The sequence below is a fragment of the Nocardia sp. CA-129566 genome (assembly GCF_050956075.1).
Taxonomy (GTDB): Bacteria; Actinomycetota; Actinomycetes; order Mycobacteriales; family Mycobacteriaceae; genus Nocardia.
This window is the reverse complement of the sequence record NZ_CP192085.1, coordinates 2093398-2109742: the sequence shown is the minus strand read 5'-3', so window position 1 is coordinate 2109742 and position 16345 is coordinate 2093398. Positions and strand designations below refer to the sequence as shown.

The following is a 16345-nucleotide window of genomic DNA, read 5'->3' as shown; positions in this document are numbered from 1 at the left end:
ACGTCGAGTAGCGTCCTGCACCAGCGCATTCTCGTGGGGTGACTACTGGGTGCCCCATACGGCGTGGGCGCCGGAGTCGCCTACTCGGTAGATCTGGATGAGGGCGGCGCTGCCTGCGAGGATTGCTAGTGCGGCGACCAGTGCGGTGAGGGTGCGGCCCACCGGTTTTCCCCGTTCGTCGCGGAGGTGGACGATGATCAGCAGGGCCGTGACGAGTAGGAGCCCGACTACGAAGTAGATCATCGTGTTGCCGAGGTTTGCGTGCTCATCGATTGCGGGTGAGCCGCCCAGCTTGTGTTGTAGCCACTCGCCTGCGTCCGTTGTGATGGGGGTCAGTGCGACGGTGATCGCGGCCAGGGCGGTGATCAGCCAGATCAGGCGGCGGCGCGCGGCGGGCCAGAGGGCGGACAGGATCAGCAGGACCGCGGTCAGCGGGACGAAGACGACAATGATGTGCACCAGTAGCACATGCGCGGGTAGACCGTTGATCGTCGACATGAGGTGCACTCCTGAAGTTCTCGACCGCCTGAGCAGTTCCGGCCCAAGTATTTCCCTCACCTCACGTTCTACCGCGCCGACAGGTTCATTTCGCGGATGTCCAGCCGTTCCCCGCGGCGAGGCCTGGCGCAGCAGAATATCGTCGCCGTCGACGACCGCCGGGCGGGCGGCGGTCAGCTCGACCGCGGCACCGCCCGCCGCGGCGGTCGCGACGATCTCCTCGGTCAGCAGGTCGACCCGCAGTGGCATCCGGACCGGTTCGACCGTGCCCGCGTCGAGCCGGGCGAGGTCGAGCAGCTGCACGACGCCCTCCCCCGCGCGTTCGGTCGCCGCGCGGATTTCGGTCAGCGTGCGCACGTACTCCTCGGCTTCGCGCGGCCGGGACAGGGCCTGACTCGCCGTCGCGCGGATGACCGCGATCGGGGTACGCAGCTCATGGGCGGCACCGGGCGCAGCAAGGGATCGTGAAGTCAGTCCGCCTCGACGACCTCCGCCTCCTCGGCCACCGGATAGAAGCGGTGCACGGTGAGCGCCGCGGCGAGCAGTCGGGAGCCATTGGGTTCGCTCGGATCGATGCCGGTGAGTTCGGCGATGCGCTTGAGCCGATAGCTGAAGGTATTGGGGTGCACATGGACCTCGGCGGCGGCCGCCTTGCGATCGGATCCGTGCCGCAGGTGCGCCTCCAGGGCCTCGAACAGGTGCGCCCGCAATAGCAGTGGCGCGATGCGGTCGGCCAGGCGATCCCGGGCCGGACCCGGGCGGGTGAGCTGATACTCGAGCAGCAGATCGTCGAGGTCGTACAGGCCGCTCGGCCGGTTGAGCAGCCGGGCGAGTTCGGCCAGATCGGATGCCTCCTGAACCGCGTGCGGGAGCAGATCCCGTTCCACCGCGCGGCGTTCGGCGAGGAAGACATCGACGCCGAACTGTTCGGTGAGTTCGGCGGCCAGCCGCCGATACTCCGTGGAATCGGATCCGCTCGGCAGCAGCGCGATTCCGGTCGTGCCGTCGAAGGTGCTCAGCGCCTTGGGTCCGGCGATCCCGTCCAGTGCCCGCTGCAGCACCCGGATGCGGCGGCGAGTGAGCAGATCGGCGACCACGATCGGATGATCGTCCGGGCGGATGTGGATGGCCAGCACCGTATAGCGCTCCGCGAGCACGACATCAGCGCGTGCGGCCAGTTCCTCGGCGGGCTGGCCGCGCAACAGGGCCGAACACAGTGCCCGGCGCGCCTCGCGTTCGGCGTGATAGATCGACTGCTCGACATCGGTATACGCCTCGACCACCGCGACATTGATATCGCGCAGCAGGTCGAGCAGCCGACCACCGAAGGCGATCAGATCGTTCATATCCTCGGGTTCGGCCACCGCGGCCGCCTCCTGCAGGATCGCCTGACCGGAGCCGTGTACCGCATGCATCAGCAGCCCGAGCGGGATGCGGTCCTCGGCATGCCGCTCGGCCACCGGGCCGACGAATTCGACCACCTCGGCCCCGGTGAACGTGCGCTGCTCCTGTAACGCGCGCAGGAAGGCGCGGCCGCATCCGGCGATCGCGGGCAGCACCTCATCGGTGAAATGCCCGTCCGGCAGATCGGCGGCCGGTGGCGTCGATCCGAGGCCCGCGGCGAGCATGCGCTCGGCGATTTCGGGTAACCGACGGACCAGCCGGGCGATAATCGGGGCGTCTCCGGACAACGGGGGTAGGGCAACGGGCATGACTTGCACGGTACCCAACGATGCCATTTACCAATAAATCTCGTAACCGCCGGCCGGTTGTCTTCGAACACAAAATTTCCACGGATTCTTCTCGCCCGCGTGCAGTGACAACGTGACTCGAATCACCCTGCTCACCAGCGCGTTCCACGCACTACCGGGTGACGCCGGTCACCGTCAACTCCGTCCACGGGAGAAAAACACCCGACTCAATTGTGTTTCGGGACAATTAATTTCCGCCACCGCCGTTGCTACCTTGATAACCAGGATTCCGGCGTCATTTCAAATAAACACCGTGCCGGTGTGCCTTTCGAAAGGATGTACAGGAATGACCCTGCATGCCGACACCGGGATGGAACCGGCGCGTCCGATTGTCGAAATATTCCCATCGGAGCGACCGCTGCCGCCCGAGCTGGATCGGTTCTATCTCCCGCCCGCGGGATTCGCCCGCTTCGCCCCCGGCACCGCGCTGCGCACCCGCAGGGTCGAACTGGCACTGTTCGGGCGTGTGCCACAGAAGGTTTCGGCCTGGCAGCTGCTCTACCGGACCAGCAACCTGCACGGCAGCGCGGAGACGGCCGTCACGACGGTCCTGCTGCCCTGGGGCGCCGATCCGCATCAGCCACGGCCACTGGTCTCGTTCCAGTGCGCCATCGACGGCGTCAGTTCCAAGTGTCTGCCCTCCTACGCTCTGCGTCGCGGCGCGCGGGCGCTCGGCTCGATTCCACAGGTCGAACTGCCGGTCATCGCCTACGCACTGGCTCAGGGCTGGGCGGTATCGATTCCGGACCACGGCGGGATGGCCGGACATTTCGGGGTGCCGCGCGAACCCGGCTATCGGTCCCTCGACGCGATCCGGGCGAGTCTGAGTTTCACACCGCTCGGCCTGACCGGATCGACTCCCGTTGCGCTGTGGGGTTATTCGGGCGGCGGACTCGCCACCGCGTGGACCGCGGAGTTGGCCGCCGAATACGCACCCGAGCTCGATATCGTCGGCGCGGTCGCCGGTTCGCCGGTCGGCGATCTCGGCTCGGCCTTCGCGCGTTTGAACGGCACCTTCTTCGCGGCGTTCTCGACGATGGCCGTGGCAGGGCTGCGGCGGGCCTACGCCGATCTGGATCGCATCCTGCGCACGCATCTCAAATCCGAATTCCTCGAGATGCTCGCGGATGCCGAATCACGCACCACACTGCATTTGCTGTTCCGGTTGATGGGCAAGAACATCGACAACTACAGCCACCGCAGCTTCGCCGAGCTACTCGCCGAACCCGACCTGCAACAGATCCTCGACGATATCCGGCCCGGCGTACAGGCGCCCGCCATGCCGATGCTCATCATCCAGGGTGTCAACGACGAACTCATCGCCGTCGCCGATGTCGACCAGCATGTGGCCAGATACGCGATCCGCGGTGCGCACGTGCGCTACCTGCGCGACCGCCTGAGCCTGCATATGCCGCTGCTGTTCATCGGCACACCCGTCACCATGAACTGGCTGGCGGACCGATTCGACCAGCGCCCACTGCCCGCGGCGGGCACCGAAACGGTGTGGTCGGTCGCGTTCACGAAGCGAGAGTCCTTGGGCCACTTGCGTTTTGCCGGATTGATGGCACGCATGCTCGCCGGCAGGCCGATTCGACAGTTCCGTCGGTCCGCCTGATATCGCAACGGCACTCGGCGCTGGTGCCGTGTCCAGATAGCTTCTGAGGTCACTGCGATCCTCGGCGAGTGAGCCGAACCTGTCAGCGCGGCAACCGATCTGGACGGGGCACTTGGTCTAGTGAGCGGTGCGGGTCGGACGTAACTTGCGGACAACGGCAGCCGTCGCGGTGGCGGTAACCTCGTCGACCCAGTCCGGAATGGGTGCCGCGCACGCGATGTACTCACGGACCAGTCCGTAAGGAATAGCCTTGACCGCGGCCACTGCGATCACCATGCGGTGCTCGTCGGCGTCGCCGAACTCCGCGATGACGGCGGTGCGCAGCGCGTCGTTCATTTGGTCGTTGACCGCGGTGATATCAGCGCGCAGTTCATCGGGGCCTACTTCGAGCAGTTCGTCGCGCCGGAACATTTTCATCGCACGGGCTTCGGTGGGGTTCTCACGGCAGTACCTCGGCAGGTAGATCGCGGCGGCAAGCAGCGGGTCGGCCCCGGACAGGGCGGCGACTATCCCGATCTGGAAGCGTCGGATCGAGCGCAGCCACAGTCGCGCGAGCAACTCTTCGCGGGAGGCGAAGCGCACGTAGATCGACCCGGTGGGGACGCCGGAGGCGGCGCTGATCGCGGCGATGCTCGGCCGGGTCGTCGTCGGATCGGCGAGCAGATCGCGTGCCGCGTCGAGGATCTGGTCATCGGTGAATCGCCGGGGTCTTGCCACGCGGCACAGCCTAAGGCAACATTTCGGAACGTGGATTCAAAAACTGGGTTCCCCCTCACGGGCAGTCTGCTCGCCTTCATCGGATCGGCCCACACCGTGCTCGGCGGTGCGATATGGGTGGCCGGCAAGGAGCAGACCGACCTCTCGTTCTGGTTCACCGCATTCGGAGTCGTCGCCGTATGCTTCGGGATCGCAGTGATCGAGACGGAGCGAACCCGCGGCTACGTGCCGGTGCCCGTCCTCGCCGCAATCGCCGTTCTCACCGCGTTCGGCCTCGCCTTCGAGCCCGTGTCCGGATTCGTCACCGTCCTCGTCCCCCTGGCCGTCGGCGTTCGCGGATGGGTGCGTCACCGCCGCGTCGCAGTCCCGGCCGGATAACCCGAATCCAACTCGCACACAACACGGTGAGGGTGTCGCTCACCGGATGCCCCACGGCCGAATCGCGTCGTCGCCGCGATCTTCACGGGGGTCTTGATTCCAGTTGTCATGGTTGTTGCCGTCGGGCCCTGGGCCCGCAACTCGTGCCACCATCTGTTGGCCACCCCCCTTCTAGCGTCGTTGGCTTGACAGGGGTTTCAGCACCGCCCGCGTCGACAAACTGCAACGGGGCGTGCGGTGCGTAGGTCGCTTCGGGGTTCACGGTGTTCAGCTCGCACTGCCGTACAAGCCGTTGCGGCACTCGGCCGCCGAAGTGTTCGAGGCTCGGCGCGATCACCGCGTCGACATCGAGGGCCTGGACCACGTTCACCAGCCGTCCCTCTGGGTCGTCGGTCTCGGCAGTGAATGTCACGGTCTTGGCGAGGTCGTAGCCGAGACGTTTTGCACGGCTGCGGATGTAGGGTCGGCCCTGGGCGCGGTGCCCGGGTTGCCTCGGGTCCGTTTCCCAGGACCGCCCTCCGAACCGGACGTGCGAGTTTCCCCGCATCCGGCTCTCCATGGACATCATGCTGGTGTGGCTGCTTGTTCGAGTTGCTCGGCGCGGGCACTCCACGGTGTCGGAATCGTGTTGCCCCGGTATCGGTATCGCTCGATGGCGATATCGCTGGGGTTATAGAGCACGGTCCCATTCTCTTCTGGGCGTTGATCCGGTTTCTCGGTGAGGAACCGGCGTTTGATCTTTCGCCAACCCAGGCGCGGGTGTCGTTTCTTGAGCCATCGGGCCACGGCCCACCACGTGTAGTAGGCCAGGTAGCTGAAGGTGGCTTTGGAGACCCCGTGTCGGAAATAGAGACACCAGCCCCGAACGACAGTGTTCAGGTGTTGGAGGAGCGCCTCGAGCGTCTTGTAGGGTGACCCTTGCCTGCGGGTGATGAATCTGACCTTCCCGACGATCGAGTGCAGCGACTTCTTCGAGGGGTATGTGTAGATCATCGTGCGGTTCGTGCCCGCCTTCTTCCGGCGCTGGATGCGCCAGCCAAGGAAGTCGAACCCCGAATCCATGTGCACGACACGGGTTTTCTCCGGTGACAGCGATAATCCCATCGGCCGTAGTAGCTCGGCGACCTCGGTCCTGATCTCGTGGGCGTGGTGCTCTGTCCCGTTTATCAGGACCACGAAGTCGTCGGCTTATGGGGACCGGTGGGTTATGCCGACCGTGGCGTGAGGGTGCTGGATAGGCGAGGTGGTGGGGCTGGTTGGTCGGCATAACCCGGCCCTTGTGATCGGGTCAGAGGTTGTCGAGGAATTCGAGCAGGGTGTCGGTGGCGTGGTAGCGGCCGGGGCTGGTGTTGGGTGGTGTGAGGCGGGCGAGGGCTTTCTCCTTGATGGTCATGTCGGCGTGCAGGTAGGTGTGGGTGGATCCGGGGTCTTCGTGGCCGAGCCAAAGCGCGATGACTGAGGTGTCGACCCCGGCGTGCAGCAGCGCCATGGCCGCGGAATGTCGCAGGGTGTGCGGGGTGACGGTCTTGCTGGTCAGGCTTGGGCAGCGGGCTGTGGCGCGGCGGGTGTGTTTGGTGACCAGCTTGGCTACTGCATCTCGCGAAAGCGGTCGGCCCTCGCGGGTGGTGAACAGCGGATCGGTGGGTGCGCCGTGGTGGTCGGCGAGCCAATCGTGCAGGGCGGCGATGGTGTGGCGGGTCAGCGGGGTGGCGCGGTCCTTGCGGCCTTTGCCATGGCAGCGGACATGAGCACCGTGGTTGAGGTGAATGTCGTTGCGTGTCAACCCGATCAGTTCGGAAACGCGTAGCCCGGTCTGGCAGGCCAGCACCAGCAAGGCGTGATCGCGGCGCCCGAGCGAGGTGTTGCGGTCGGGTGCGGCGATCAGGGCGTCGATCTCGTCGGTGGTGAGGTAGCAGAGGATGGGCCGGTCACGACGTTTGGGTGGGATGGCCAGCACTCGGGCGATGTCGGCGGCGTGTTCGGGCGCGTGCAAGGCGGCGTAACGGAATAGCGACCGGATCGCGGCCAGCCGTGTGTTGCGGGTCGCGGTGCTGTTGGACCGCTCCGTTTCGAGATGGGTCAGGAAAGCGGTGACCAGCGTGGCATCGAGCTGGCCCAGGTCCAGGCCGCTGGGTGCGGTTGCTGTTGCGCGGGAAGCGAATTGCAGCAACAGCCGCCATGCGTCGCGGTAGGCGGCGATGGTGTTTGGTCCGGCGCGGCGCTGCCGCAGGAGTTTGTCGGTGAAAAATGCTTGCAGGATCGGAGCCAGCGCGGTCATCACCGTTCATCCCCAACGGTTTCCAGGCGTTGCGCGGCCAGGGTGAGTAGTTCGGGTATCTGCTGCTGATACCAATAGGTCGATTTCGGGTCGACGTGGCCGAGCCAGGTCGACAGGATCGGCAACCGTGCTTGAACGTCGCCGCCGGCGCGGTAGAAACCGATCATCGTGGCGACGGTGAACGTGTGTCTCAGGTCGTGCAGCCGGGGCCGTCGCCCTCCGGGTGGCGCCGTGATGCCGGCTGCGTCGATCAGGCCGGTGAAGGTGCTGGGGATATTGTCGGCATCCAGGCGAGTGCCACGGGTGGACACGAAAAAGCAGGGGCCGGACCGGTTCGGGCACCACCGCTCGCGCTGCTGTCGGTAGTCCCGCAAAGCAATGACGGTGGAGTCGTGCAGGAACAGGCGCCGGGACTTGCCGAACTTGGAATCCAGGATCACCAATGCCGCTCGATCGAGGTCGACGTGTTCGTCGTCGAGGCGGCAGGCTTCGCGTTTGCGCATGCCGGTCACCGCGAGCAGGCCGATCAGTGTCTGCCAGGTCGCCGCGCGCAGCGGTGGCCGCAACTGCCCGGCGGCGTCGATGAGGGCTGCGATCTCAGCGGGTGAATACAGATACGGTGCAATCCGGCATTTGTGGTGCGGCAGAGCATCTTCGGGTGGGACCTCGCTGTCTGGGTCGAGGGTCTGGTAGTGGCGGGCGAAGATCCGCACCGTCATCAACCGGCGTGCCAGGTAGGCGTCGTGGCAGCTGCCGCTGCCGGTCGTGGTCGCCCATTCCAGCGCCAGCTCGCTGGTGATGCGATCACTTCCGGCCGACTCGCAGTAGCCGATGAACGACATCAATTGCACCGCTTGAGTTGTCAGCTTGAACCCCAGCGCCCGTCGCATGGCTAGATAGTCCTCGGCGGCTCGGCGCAACACGCTCATGACCGCACCTGGATCGGCCAGGGCTGCGCCAGCGGGCGCAGCGCATTCTCGTCGACCTTCGCGTAAATCGCCGTGGACAGGTCACTTCGGTGCCGCAGAACCTGCCCGACTTCCGGCAGCGACGCTCCCGCCCGGAGCATGTCGCTGGCCAGCGAATGACGCAGACGGTGCGCACCCACCCGCGCCATGCCCGCGTGCGCGCAGGCACGACCCATGATCGCCCGCACCGCCGCCGCGTTCAACGGCCGATAGGGTCTGCGGATCGTGCAAAACACCGTCGCCACCGCGCAGGCCGGTCGGCCGTCGGTCAGATACGCCACGATCGCCTCACCGACATCGACCGGCAAAGGCAGCCGGTCGATCCGGTTGCCCTTGCCACGGATGGTGACTTCTCCACTGCGCCAGTCGATATCGTCCAACTCCAAACCGGCGGCCTCGACCCCACGCAACCCCAACCGGGCCAGCATCGTCAAGATTGCGCGATCGCGTCGGCCCACCACCGTCGCCCGGTCACATCCGTCCAGCAACCGCGCCACCACCGGCGCGTCCAGACCGCGCGGCAGCGACGCCAACCGCCAGCCCGCCACCCCCGGAACCGCGCCCACCAGCGGCGCCGGGATCCGTCCGGACACGTGCAGGAACCGCAGCAGAGCGCGCAGCGAGGTCACCATCGCCTTCGCCGACCAGGTGTTGCAGTCGCGGCAATAATCGACCATAAATGTGGTGATCCGACCCGAATCCAGCTGCCGCACAGCAGCATCCACTGGCCCAGGCAAACCGGCCAGGAACTTACCCGCCTGAGTCCCATAACAACGGACCGACTCCCGCGACAGCCCCCGGTCCACCGCCAGCCACGAACGGAACTCCGCTACCAGCACATCCACCGACATCTCGGCACCCATGTGATCTCTCCCGTCTCGAGTGGTTGTCCTCCTCCAACCACTCGAAACCCGCCACCATCACGATCACAAGGCCCAGATTATGCCGACCAACCAGCCCCACCACCTCGCCTATCCAGCACCCTCACGCCACGGTCGGCATAACCCACCGGTCCCCATAAGCCGACTTATGCCGACGTCGGCATAAGTCGGCGTAACGGACGAGACGGTATGTCGCGAATCCTTTCCTGCGCAGGGCCGCCCGCCGCGATTCTGGATATCGCACTCCACCGCCAGCGGCGTCCCACTTATGTTGAAAGTGGTCGTCGAGGACCGAGAGTGCGATATTGGCCAGCAGCGGCGAGAGGATCCCGCCCTGCGGTGTTCCCATCTGGGGGTCCCGGTCGATTCCGTCCTCGGACAGGATTCCCGCTTTGAGGAAAGACTTGACCAGGGCCACAACGCGTTTGTCCGCGATCCGGTGACGCATTCGATCCACTAGAGCGGTGTGGTCGATCCGGTCGAAGCATGCCTCGATATCGGCCTCGAACACCCACTGATAGCCATGGGTGCCGAGCATGTGAATCTCGGCGATCGCGTCCTGAGCACGTCTTCTCGGCCGGAACCCGTAGGAGCTGGGCTGGAAATCGGCTTCGAAGATCGGCTCGAGCACCAACTTCAGCGACGCCTGTACTATCCGGTCCGCTGTTGTCGGTATCCCCAGCCTGCGCTTCTTGGTGGGACTGCCCGGTTTCGGGATCAGCTTCTCCCGCACCAGGTTCGGATGAAATGTCCGTTCCTTCAGCGAGGTCCGCAGCTGCGACAGCAATACGATCGACTCCTTCGGGATCGAGCGGGGAACTACCCCGTCGACACCCGCTGTTCGTCCACCCTTGTTGCCGTGAACCCTTTCCCAGGCATGCACCAGAAACGCAGGGTCATACACAAGGTTGTGCAGGTCATCGAACAGCCGACCCGCCTCACGGGTCGACCACCAGTGCAGCTTGGACTGCATCCGACGTACCCGAGACCAGGCTTCGTCGAAGTCCGGCCACGACTCACCCGTATTCACAAGTGCCTCCGTCCATTACGGCTCCTCACCGCGACATCCACTGGGGTCCTTCGCCATGTGACCGGCTTTCCCGGCCTCGGACTACTACGACCCCTCCGCCCCACCCACGCTCCCTCTGCCGACGACGAGCCTGCCCGTAACCGATCACTGGCCGTGACCGTTCACGGGCGTAACGGGGTGGTTCCCGTGTTCACTGCTATCCATTCGGGACAGGAGGTGGCCAGCTATGCCCCTGCGGCATCGTCACGGCTACGCCGCAGACCTTCACCGTGACCTCCCTGCCGACACCCAAACGCCGGCCACAGGAGTTCCCGCCGCAAACGATTCGCCAGCGACGGTGCGCACCGCAATTCAGCCCAGATCCACCGAGTTTCGAGCTGACGGGACGCTTGAGGGGCTTAACACACTGGTTCCTTGCGTCCACCTTTGTCCCACGCTTGCCGGACCGGCACCATTCGGCAGTGCTGACACCTCCCGGCGTTGTCAGGGCTGCTCCCATCCTCCCCGGCGTCTCCCGGATCAGACTGCCCTCAGCTACAGCGATCATGCTGCGACACAATCACTTCGGAGTCATCGCACCTCCAATATGGATAACAGCGCCTCACGGCGCACCTGGATCTCGTCCCAGTCTTGGGAGACTCCCGCGATGTCTTTGCGCAGGTAACCGATCGCGGTAGGTGTTGCCCTCACCGGCTTGCCCCGTTCGTGCTCACCGCGGCAGCGTCGTTGCGCGGCAGGAATTCTCGGTATGGCCGTGCATTGATCAGTGATCGCCCGCGGGCGGTGATCCGCCACCCGACCGGGACTGTGCGGGAACCATAGGCGAGACCCGAATCGGCGAGCTCTTGCAGCGCTGCCCGCGTGGCAGCCTCGGCACGGCCAGCGTGCCCGCACAGTTCGCGCACGGTCAGCGCTCGCGCAGGGTCCAGAATCGCCAGTGCGGCCAACACTTTGGCTTGTGTCTCAGTGAGCGCCATCTCACCCTCCGTCGTCGATGGTGCGGCAGCTCGGGGCCAAGACGACTGTCACCGGCTCCGAGCGCCCACCTCGGACGGTACGAACCCCGCCATCACCCGATCCATGAGTTTGCAAAAACTTGGAAGAATTCGCCATTGACCAACCGATTTCTTGCACGGGGCGGATGATTGGCAGGCGCGGAATCACCGCGCGTTTCACAACTGAGGGGGCCGACATGCGGCTGACATTTCTTGGCAAGGGCGGGTCCGGAGATCGCGACTGCCCGACCCTGTACGCCACCGACCAGGACAGTTTTCTTGTCCAGGGATGGCGGACCGAACAGGCTGGCACCATCGAAATCCCCCACCTGCTACCAGGATTCGCCGATCCGGATACGTTCATCGGTGCGACGATGACCGACACCGGCCGCGGCACCTTCCGCCTGTCGGGCCGCCCCGTCACCGACGACGAAACACTCGGTCGGCTCATACTGGCCGTCGACGAGACCGCCATCGAGGTGCCGAAGCTAGAGAGGATGTTCTACGGTGCTGCTAGTCCACGGACCCGCCGCTGATGACCTGTTCCGCGAGTGTCGGCGCAAGGCATTTCACCTCGAGGTGCGCGACTCCTACGCGGTGGCGTCGGAATCGGAAAGCTTGAGACGGTTCCTCGCGGGCGAGCCTGACCCGACCGACTACCACCAACGGCCGTGGGCGCAATTCATGCGGGAGATGGTCGGACGCGGCGTCACAGTGCGTAGGGTGCGTGTCGTGACCGTTCCGCACTCCGACTATCAACGGTGGTTGCTGTCGATCACGGCGAGCAACGTCGCCGCCGGCGAAGACATCCGGTATGTCCCGCGGCACCATGCCGGGGACGTTCCGCCGGATGACTGGTGGCTGTTCGACGACGAGCTCGTCGCGTTCAATCTCGTCGACCGGGACGGGCGGCCCGCGGGGATGGCGGTTACTTCCGACCCGGAGATCGCCGACCTGTGCCGGGGTGTACGAGACCGGTTGTGGGCGCTCGCAACGCCGTACGCCGACTACCTGAACTCCGTCGACACCAGATGACGAATGCCGCCCAAGATGCTCGGGAGGCCCTCGGCCAACGCTTGCGCGAGATCCGGCGTAGGGCAGGGCTTTCCGGGCGCCAGCTCGCCGCACTGGCAAGCTGGCACGAATCGAAGATATCCAAACTCGAATACGGCAAGCTGCGCGCCTCTGACGCCGACGTCCGTGTCTACTGCACCCATGCTGGCGCCAAGGATGAACTCGCGGACCTGCTCGCCACCCTGCACAACATCGACGCCGCCTACATGGAAATGCGGCGCCTGCTCAGCACTGGGACCGGGCGCGGCCAAGATGAACTGGTCAAGCTGGCTGAGAGGACCCGGCTGACGCGTATCTATCAGAACGTCCTGATCCCAGGAATTTTGCAGACTTCCGAGTATGCGCGAGCGATCCTCGAGCGGTCCATCACGCGGCACCGACTTCCGGACGATATCGACGCAGGCATCGCCAAGCGCATGGAACGTCAGCAATTCCTCTACCACGGCGACCGCCGGTTTCACGTCCTGGTAGCCGAGCAGGCGCTGCTGACCACCGTCGGCAATAGTTCGGTGATGATAGGCCAGCTCGACCGCCTGCTCGTCGCCGCTGGCCTCCCGCGCGTCACCCTCGGCATCGTCCCGACCATGGCCGAGATTCCGCAGCAGACAACTAATTTCGTGATGTTCGACGACCGCATGACCACCGTGGAAACCATCACGGCCGAGCTGACCGTCACCCAGCCACGCGAGATCGCGACATATGGGCGAACGTTCGACATGCTCGCCGAGTTGTCCGTCACCGGCGATATTGCCCGCGCGTTGATCCTGGGCGCAGTCGATCGCAGACGAACGGCGCCTCAGTAGCGCGGCACCGCGAGCACCGCGTCGACCTCGTCCACGCCCGGTCGCGTTGCAAACCCCGATAGCACGGTCGCACACCGCACTCGGCGAAGCCGGCGCTGGGCATGACAGTTGTCATGCCCGACCCGTGATGGTTGGCAGATTCGCCGTCCCGCCCCGGACCGTAACGTCATTTCTCGTAGTGCACAGCCGAATTCACCAGCCAGGAGCACCCGAGATGACGCCCACCGCCCCCGCCGCGCCCGTGGCCGAGTCGACCGAACCGGTTCAGACCCCGGCCCCGCGCTTCAACCCGATCCGTGTACTCGCCCCGATCGCGCGGGATATCGCGGTGCCCATCGGCGCCTACTTCCTGCTGACCGGCCTCGGTTACAGCGACTTCACCGGACTGCTCGCCGGAACCCTGTTCTCCGGTGCGGTCCTGATCATCGAGACCATCCGGTCGCGCCGCCTCGAACCCTTCGCCGCGATCATGCTCGGCGTGTTCGTCTTCGGCCTGGTCGGCTCGCTGATCAGCGGCGACCCCCGGATGATGATCGTCAAGGATTCCGCGGGCACCGCGATCGTCGGCATCGCCTTCCTGATCAGCACGGTGGTCGGCAAACCACTGACCTACCTGTCCGCCCGCAAGGCGCTCTCGGCCGCCGGACCGGCCAAACTCGCCGAATTCGAAGCGTCCTACCGCGACAATCCGGCCAAGCGCCGCGGCTTCACCACGCTGTCCGCGGCCTGGGGCGTCGGCCTGCTGTCCGAGGCCATCGTCCGGATCCTGCTCGCCTACCAACTCCCGGTCCACACCATGGCCTGGCTGTCGCCGGTGCTGTCGATCATCTTCTTCGCCCCGCTGATCGCCCTGAGCGTCCGCTTCGTCAAGCGCGCCCGCCGCGCCTGAGCGTCCTATCCGCGCCGCCGGTCCCGATATTCGGGGTCGGCGAGGTCTTCCCAGAACTCGACGTAGGCCTGCTCGTGCAGGATGCCGAGCCGGATGATGCGGCCGCGGGAAACCGCGCGGACCTTATCGGCCGGGTCGATATCGGCGTGCAGTGATCGATACAGCTCGAGCAGCCGACGATGTTCTGCGGCTTGGCTGTTCGCCAATGCGACCACATCGCCGGGTGCGCCGAGATCGGCGAAGAAGAGTTTCAGCTGTGCCGGATCGCGGGTCTCGGCGGGCGGGTTGCGCGGGTCGGCGAGCCAGCGCCGCAGTTCGGCCCGGCCCTTATCGGTCACGTGGAAGAGTCTGCGCCGTCGGCCACCCTGCTCGGCCTCCTCGTCGAGCAGACCGCGCTCGGCCAAGCGCACCGGAATCCGGTAGAGCTGCGCATGCGGCACCGGCCAGAAGTAGTCGACGCTCTCTTCCAGTCTGGCCTTCAATTCATAGGGCGTGAGCGGCCCGTGCCTGGCGATCAACCCCAGCACGATGTGGTCCTGCGGCCCGAGATCCGGCATGCCTCCTCCATCCCATTGACACCGTCTCACTGAGACTATAGGTTAGTGCCATCGAGACCGTATCAATGAGACTATTGTGGAGTGACAATGCGCGATTTCGGCATCACCCTGTTCGACGAGTGGACCGCGATGTGGAACGGCGAGCTGGCGCTCGCGAACAAGATCATGGCCCCCGAATTCACCCTCCGCTACGCCCAGCCGGGTGCCAGCGAATACGACGACATCCACGATCCGCAGGCCCTCGCCGCCCAGATCGCCGAATTTCGCGAGCAGCGTTCCGGCATCCGATTCACACCCCAGGGCGAGCCGGTCGTCGAAATGGATGACACCCGAACCGGATTCGTCGCACGGCCGTACGGCGCGGAGTCGACCGGTCCCGATGGTGCGACCATCGCCATCAGCGGCACCGATATCCTGCGCACCGTCGCGGGGGTCATCACCGAGGTCTGGTCGGTCTCCGGCGGTCCCGCAGGACGTAGTTTCTACTGAGCCAGCGTCATCGGGGGGAGGTAATCACCGATCAGGGTGCGGTGCCACCAATTTCGCTCGTGCCGTAGCTCGGCGGGAGTTGCGAAGCGGTACAGGTAGATTCGCGCCCGCACATAGGTCGGCGGTGAGTCGGGGAAGGGACAGCGGCGCAGTAGCCGCAGCGTTGCCGGATCATTGCGCAACAGCCGCTCGACGAAGCCGAGCAGCCAGCCGCGGGCGTAGGTCGGGGAGATCGCGGCGAACCACATCAACCAGTCCAGCCGCAGATGGTAAGGGGCCCACTGCCGTGGCAGTCGGTGCGGATCCCCCGGCTTACCCTTGAATTCGTACTCCCGCCAGTGCGTTCGCTCGGTGATCTCGGCATCATCGGTGCCTTCGAACACCACCTCCTCGCGGGTCCGCCCGATACTGCCGAACGCACCATAGGTATTGACGAGGTGTACCGGGTTGAAGGAAGCATTCATTCGCTGCTGCCGGGATATCAGATTGCGCACCGGCCAGTAGCTCAGGAGCACCACCGCGACGGTGCACGCGATCACCAGGCCGGCGAACCACGCCGGTGCGGCGGCCAACGACGGCGGAGCCGGCACCGGCAATACCGCGGCGGCCGAGGATCCGTCGATCGCGGTGGCGGCCAATAAGATCGTCACCCAGTTCAACCAGGCGAAGTTCCCGGAGAGCACCAGCCAGAGCTGGGTGACGATAATCAGCGACGCGGCCATACTCGCCACCGGCTGCGGCGCGAAGAGCCCCCAGGGCACGACGAGCTGGGCAAAGTGGTTGGCCGCCACCTCAACTCGATGCAGCGGCCTCGGCAGGCGGTGGAAGAACCAGCTCAGCGGACCGGGCATCGGCTGAGTCTCATGGTGGTAGTAGAGGCAGGTCAGATCCCGCCAGCAGGAATCCCCGCGCATCTTGATCAACCCCGCGCCGAACTCCACCCGGAACACCAGCCAACGCATCATCCACAACACCAGCACCGGCGGCGCCACCCGATCGTTGCCGAGGAAGATCGCCAGGAATCCGGCCTCCAACAGCAGCGACTCCCACCCGAACGCGTACCACGCCTGCCCGACATTGACGATCGACAGATACAGCACCCACAGCACCGCCCACATCAGCATCGCGCCCCACAGCGGCACCAGGTGCAGCGCACCGGCCGCCACCGCGGCCGACAGCGCCGCGCCGGACCAGGCGATGGCAGCGAAATATCGATCCGAGTAGTGCCACTGAAAGATGCTCGGCGCGCGGCGGAAGGAAACCCGTCGGATGAACCTGGGCACCGGCAACATCCCCCGTGCACCGATGAGCGCTCGAAATTGCCGCGCCGCCGCCGAGAACGCGATCAGGTAGATCACCGCGAGGCCGTGCTGAAAGACCAGTCTGCCCAACCAGTACTCGGATTCGGTGAACGCCATGCCC

18 protein-coding genes are annotated in these 16345 nt (G+C 65.4%); 7 read left to right on the top strand and 11 right to left on the bottom strand.

Annotation, left to right across the window (positions count from 1 at the left end; all coding sequences use genetic code 11):
- Positions 1–42: 42 nt before the first annotated feature.
- Together ACQP0C_RS09380 and ACQP0C_RS09375 are read right to left on the bottom strand one after the other, a co-directional pair.
- The gene (locus tag ACQP0C_RS09380; protein WP_433734491.1) at positions 43–972 is read right to left on the bottom strand and encodes a histidine kinase dimerization/phospho-acceptor domain-containing protein; all 930 of its coding nucleotides are present in this window, start codon (positions 970–972) and stop codon (positions 43–45) included.
- Positions 969–2210 carry a PucR family transcriptional regulator gene (locus tag ACQP0C_RS09375; protein ID WP_433732477.1) on the bottom strand — a complete coding sequence of 414 codons (1242 nt, stop codon included), beginning with the start codon at positions 2208–2210 and terminating at the stop codon, positions 969–971. The genes ACQP0C_RS09380 and ACQP0C_RS09375 overlap by 4 nt, the downstream gene beginning before the upstream one ends.
- Positions 2211–2535: 325 nt before the next feature.
- Between ACQP0C_RS09375 and ACQP0C_RS09370 the strand changes: the two genes are divergently transcribed.
- Positions 2536–3864, top strand: coding sequence for a lipase family protein (locus ACQP0C_RS09370; protein WP_433732476.1), 1329 nt, complete (start codon positions 2536–2538; stop codon positions 3862–3864).
- 117 nt (positions 3865–3981) lie between these two features.
- Here ACQP0C_RS09370 and ACQP0C_RS09365 read toward each other — a convergent pair whose 3' ends face one another.
- The gene (locus ACQP0C_RS09365) at positions 3982–4581 is read right to left on the bottom strand and encodes a TetR/AcrR family transcriptional regulator (protein ID WP_433732475.1); all 600 of its coding nucleotides are present in this window, start codon (positions 4579–4581) and stop codon (positions 3982–3984) included.
- Positions 4582–4611: 30 nt separating this feature from the next.
- On the opposite strand from ACQP0C_RS09365, the gene ACQP0C_RS09360 reads away from it, so the two are divergent.
- On the top strand, positions 4612–4959 hold the full coding sequence (locus ACQP0C_RS09360; protein WP_433732474.1) for a DUF6463 family protein: 348 nt from the start codon (positions 4612–4614) through the stop codon (positions 4957–4959).
- A gap of 564 nt (positions 4960–5523) precedes the next feature.
- Here ACQP0C_RS09360 and ACQP0C_RS09355 read toward each other — a convergent pair.
- The 6 genes from ACQP0C_RS09355 to ACQP0C_RS09330 form a co-directional block, all read right to left on the bottom strand.
- Positions 5524–6135, bottom strand: coding sequence for a group II intron maturase-specific domain-containing protein (locus tag ACQP0C_RS09355; RefSeq protein WP_433725845.1), 612 nt, complete (start codon positions 6133–6135; stop codon positions 5524–5526).
- Positions 6136–6247: 112 nt separating this feature from the next.
- Positions 6248–7237 (bottom strand): tyrosine-type recombinase/integrase, encoded by a 990-nt coding sequence (locus tag ACQP0C_RS09350; protein WP_433722439.1) that lies wholly within the window; start codon positions 7235–7237, stop codon positions 6248–6250.
- The gene (locus ACQP0C_RS09345) at positions 7237–8166 is read right to left on the bottom strand and encodes a tyrosine-type recombinase/integrase (protein WP_433722437.1); all 930 of its coding nucleotides are present in this window, start codon (positions 8164–8166) and stop codon (positions 7237–7239) included. The genes ACQP0C_RS09350 and ACQP0C_RS09345 overlap by 1 nt, the downstream gene beginning before the upstream one ends.
- Entirely contained in the window at positions 8163–9068 is a 906-nt protein-coding gene (locus ACQP0C_RS09340) for a site-specific integrase (RefSeq protein ID WP_433722436.1), read from the bottom strand. Before ACQP0C_RS09340 ends, ACQP0C_RS09345 begins: the two co-directional genes overlap by 4 nt.
- Before the next feature lie 121 nt (positions 9069–9189).
- Positions 9190–10116: a reverse transcriptase domain-containing protein gene (locus tag ACQP0C_RS09335; protein WP_433725846.1), complete on the bottom strand. Its 927-nt coding sequence runs from the start codon at positions 10114–10116 to the stop codon at positions 9190–9192.
- A gap of 686 nt (positions 10117–10802) precedes the next feature.
- Positions 10803–11093, bottom strand: coding sequence for a hypothetical protein (locus ACQP0C_RS09330; protein ID WP_433732473.1), 291 nt, complete (start codon positions 11091–11093; stop codon positions 10803–10805).
- A gap of 119 nt (positions 11094–11212) precedes the next feature.
- On the opposite strand from ACQP0C_RS09330, the gene ACQP0C_RS09325 reads away from it, so the two are divergent.
- From ACQP0C_RS09325 to ACQP0C_RS09310, 4 genes are all read left to right on the top strand, one after another.
- A complete protein-coding gene (locus tag ACQP0C_RS09325) occupies positions 11213–11647 on the top strand; it encodes a hypothetical protein (RefSeq protein ID WP_433732472.1) in 435 nt (144 codons plus the stop codon).
- A 43-nt stretch (positions 11648–11690) separates the two neighbouring features.
- A complete protein-coding gene (locus ACQP0C_RS09320) occupies positions 11691–12146 on the top strand; it encodes a DUF6879 family protein (protein ID WP_433732471.1) in 456 nt (151 codons plus the stop codon).
- Positions 12143–12988, top strand: coding sequence for a helix-turn-helix domain-containing protein (locus tag ACQP0C_RS09315; RefSeq protein WP_433732470.1), 846 nt, complete (start codon positions 12143–12145; stop codon positions 12986–12988). The genes ACQP0C_RS09320 and ACQP0C_RS09315 overlap by 4 nt, the downstream gene beginning before the upstream one ends.
- A 214-nt stretch (positions 12989–13202) precedes the next feature.
- Positions 13203–13877 carry a VC0807 family protein gene (locus ACQP0C_RS09310; protein WP_433732469.1) on the top strand — a complete coding sequence of 225 codons (675 nt, stop codon included), beginning with the start codon at positions 13203–13205 and terminating at the stop codon, positions 13875–13877.
- 5 nt (positions 13878–13882) lie between these two features.
- On the opposite strand, the gene ACQP0C_RS09305 is transcribed toward ACQP0C_RS09310, so the two are convergent.
- Positions 13883–14434 carry a PadR family transcriptional regulator gene (locus tag ACQP0C_RS09305; protein WP_433732468.1) on the bottom strand — a complete coding sequence of 184 codons (552 nt, stop codon included), beginning with the start codon at positions 14432–14434 and terminating at the stop codon, positions 13883–13885.
- An 81-nt stretch (positions 14435–14515) separates the two neighbouring features.
- Between ACQP0C_RS09305 and ACQP0C_RS09300 the strand changes: the two genes are divergently transcribed.
- Complete coding sequence (locus tag ACQP0C_RS09300) at positions 14516–14923, top strand: hypothetical protein (RefSeq protein WP_433732467.1); 408 nt, start codon at positions 14516–14518, stop codon at positions 14921–14923.
- Here ACQP0C_RS09300 and ACQP0C_RS09295 read toward each other — a convergent pair.
- A complete protein-coding gene (locus ACQP0C_RS09295) occupies positions 14917–16341 on the bottom strand; it encodes a lipase maturation factor family protein (protein ID WP_433732466.1) in 1425 nt (474 codons plus the stop codon). The two genes, ACQP0C_RS09300 and ACQP0C_RS09295, sit on opposite strands and share 7 nt — an antisense overlap.
- Between the last annotated feature and the right edge of the window lie 4 nt (positions 16342–16345).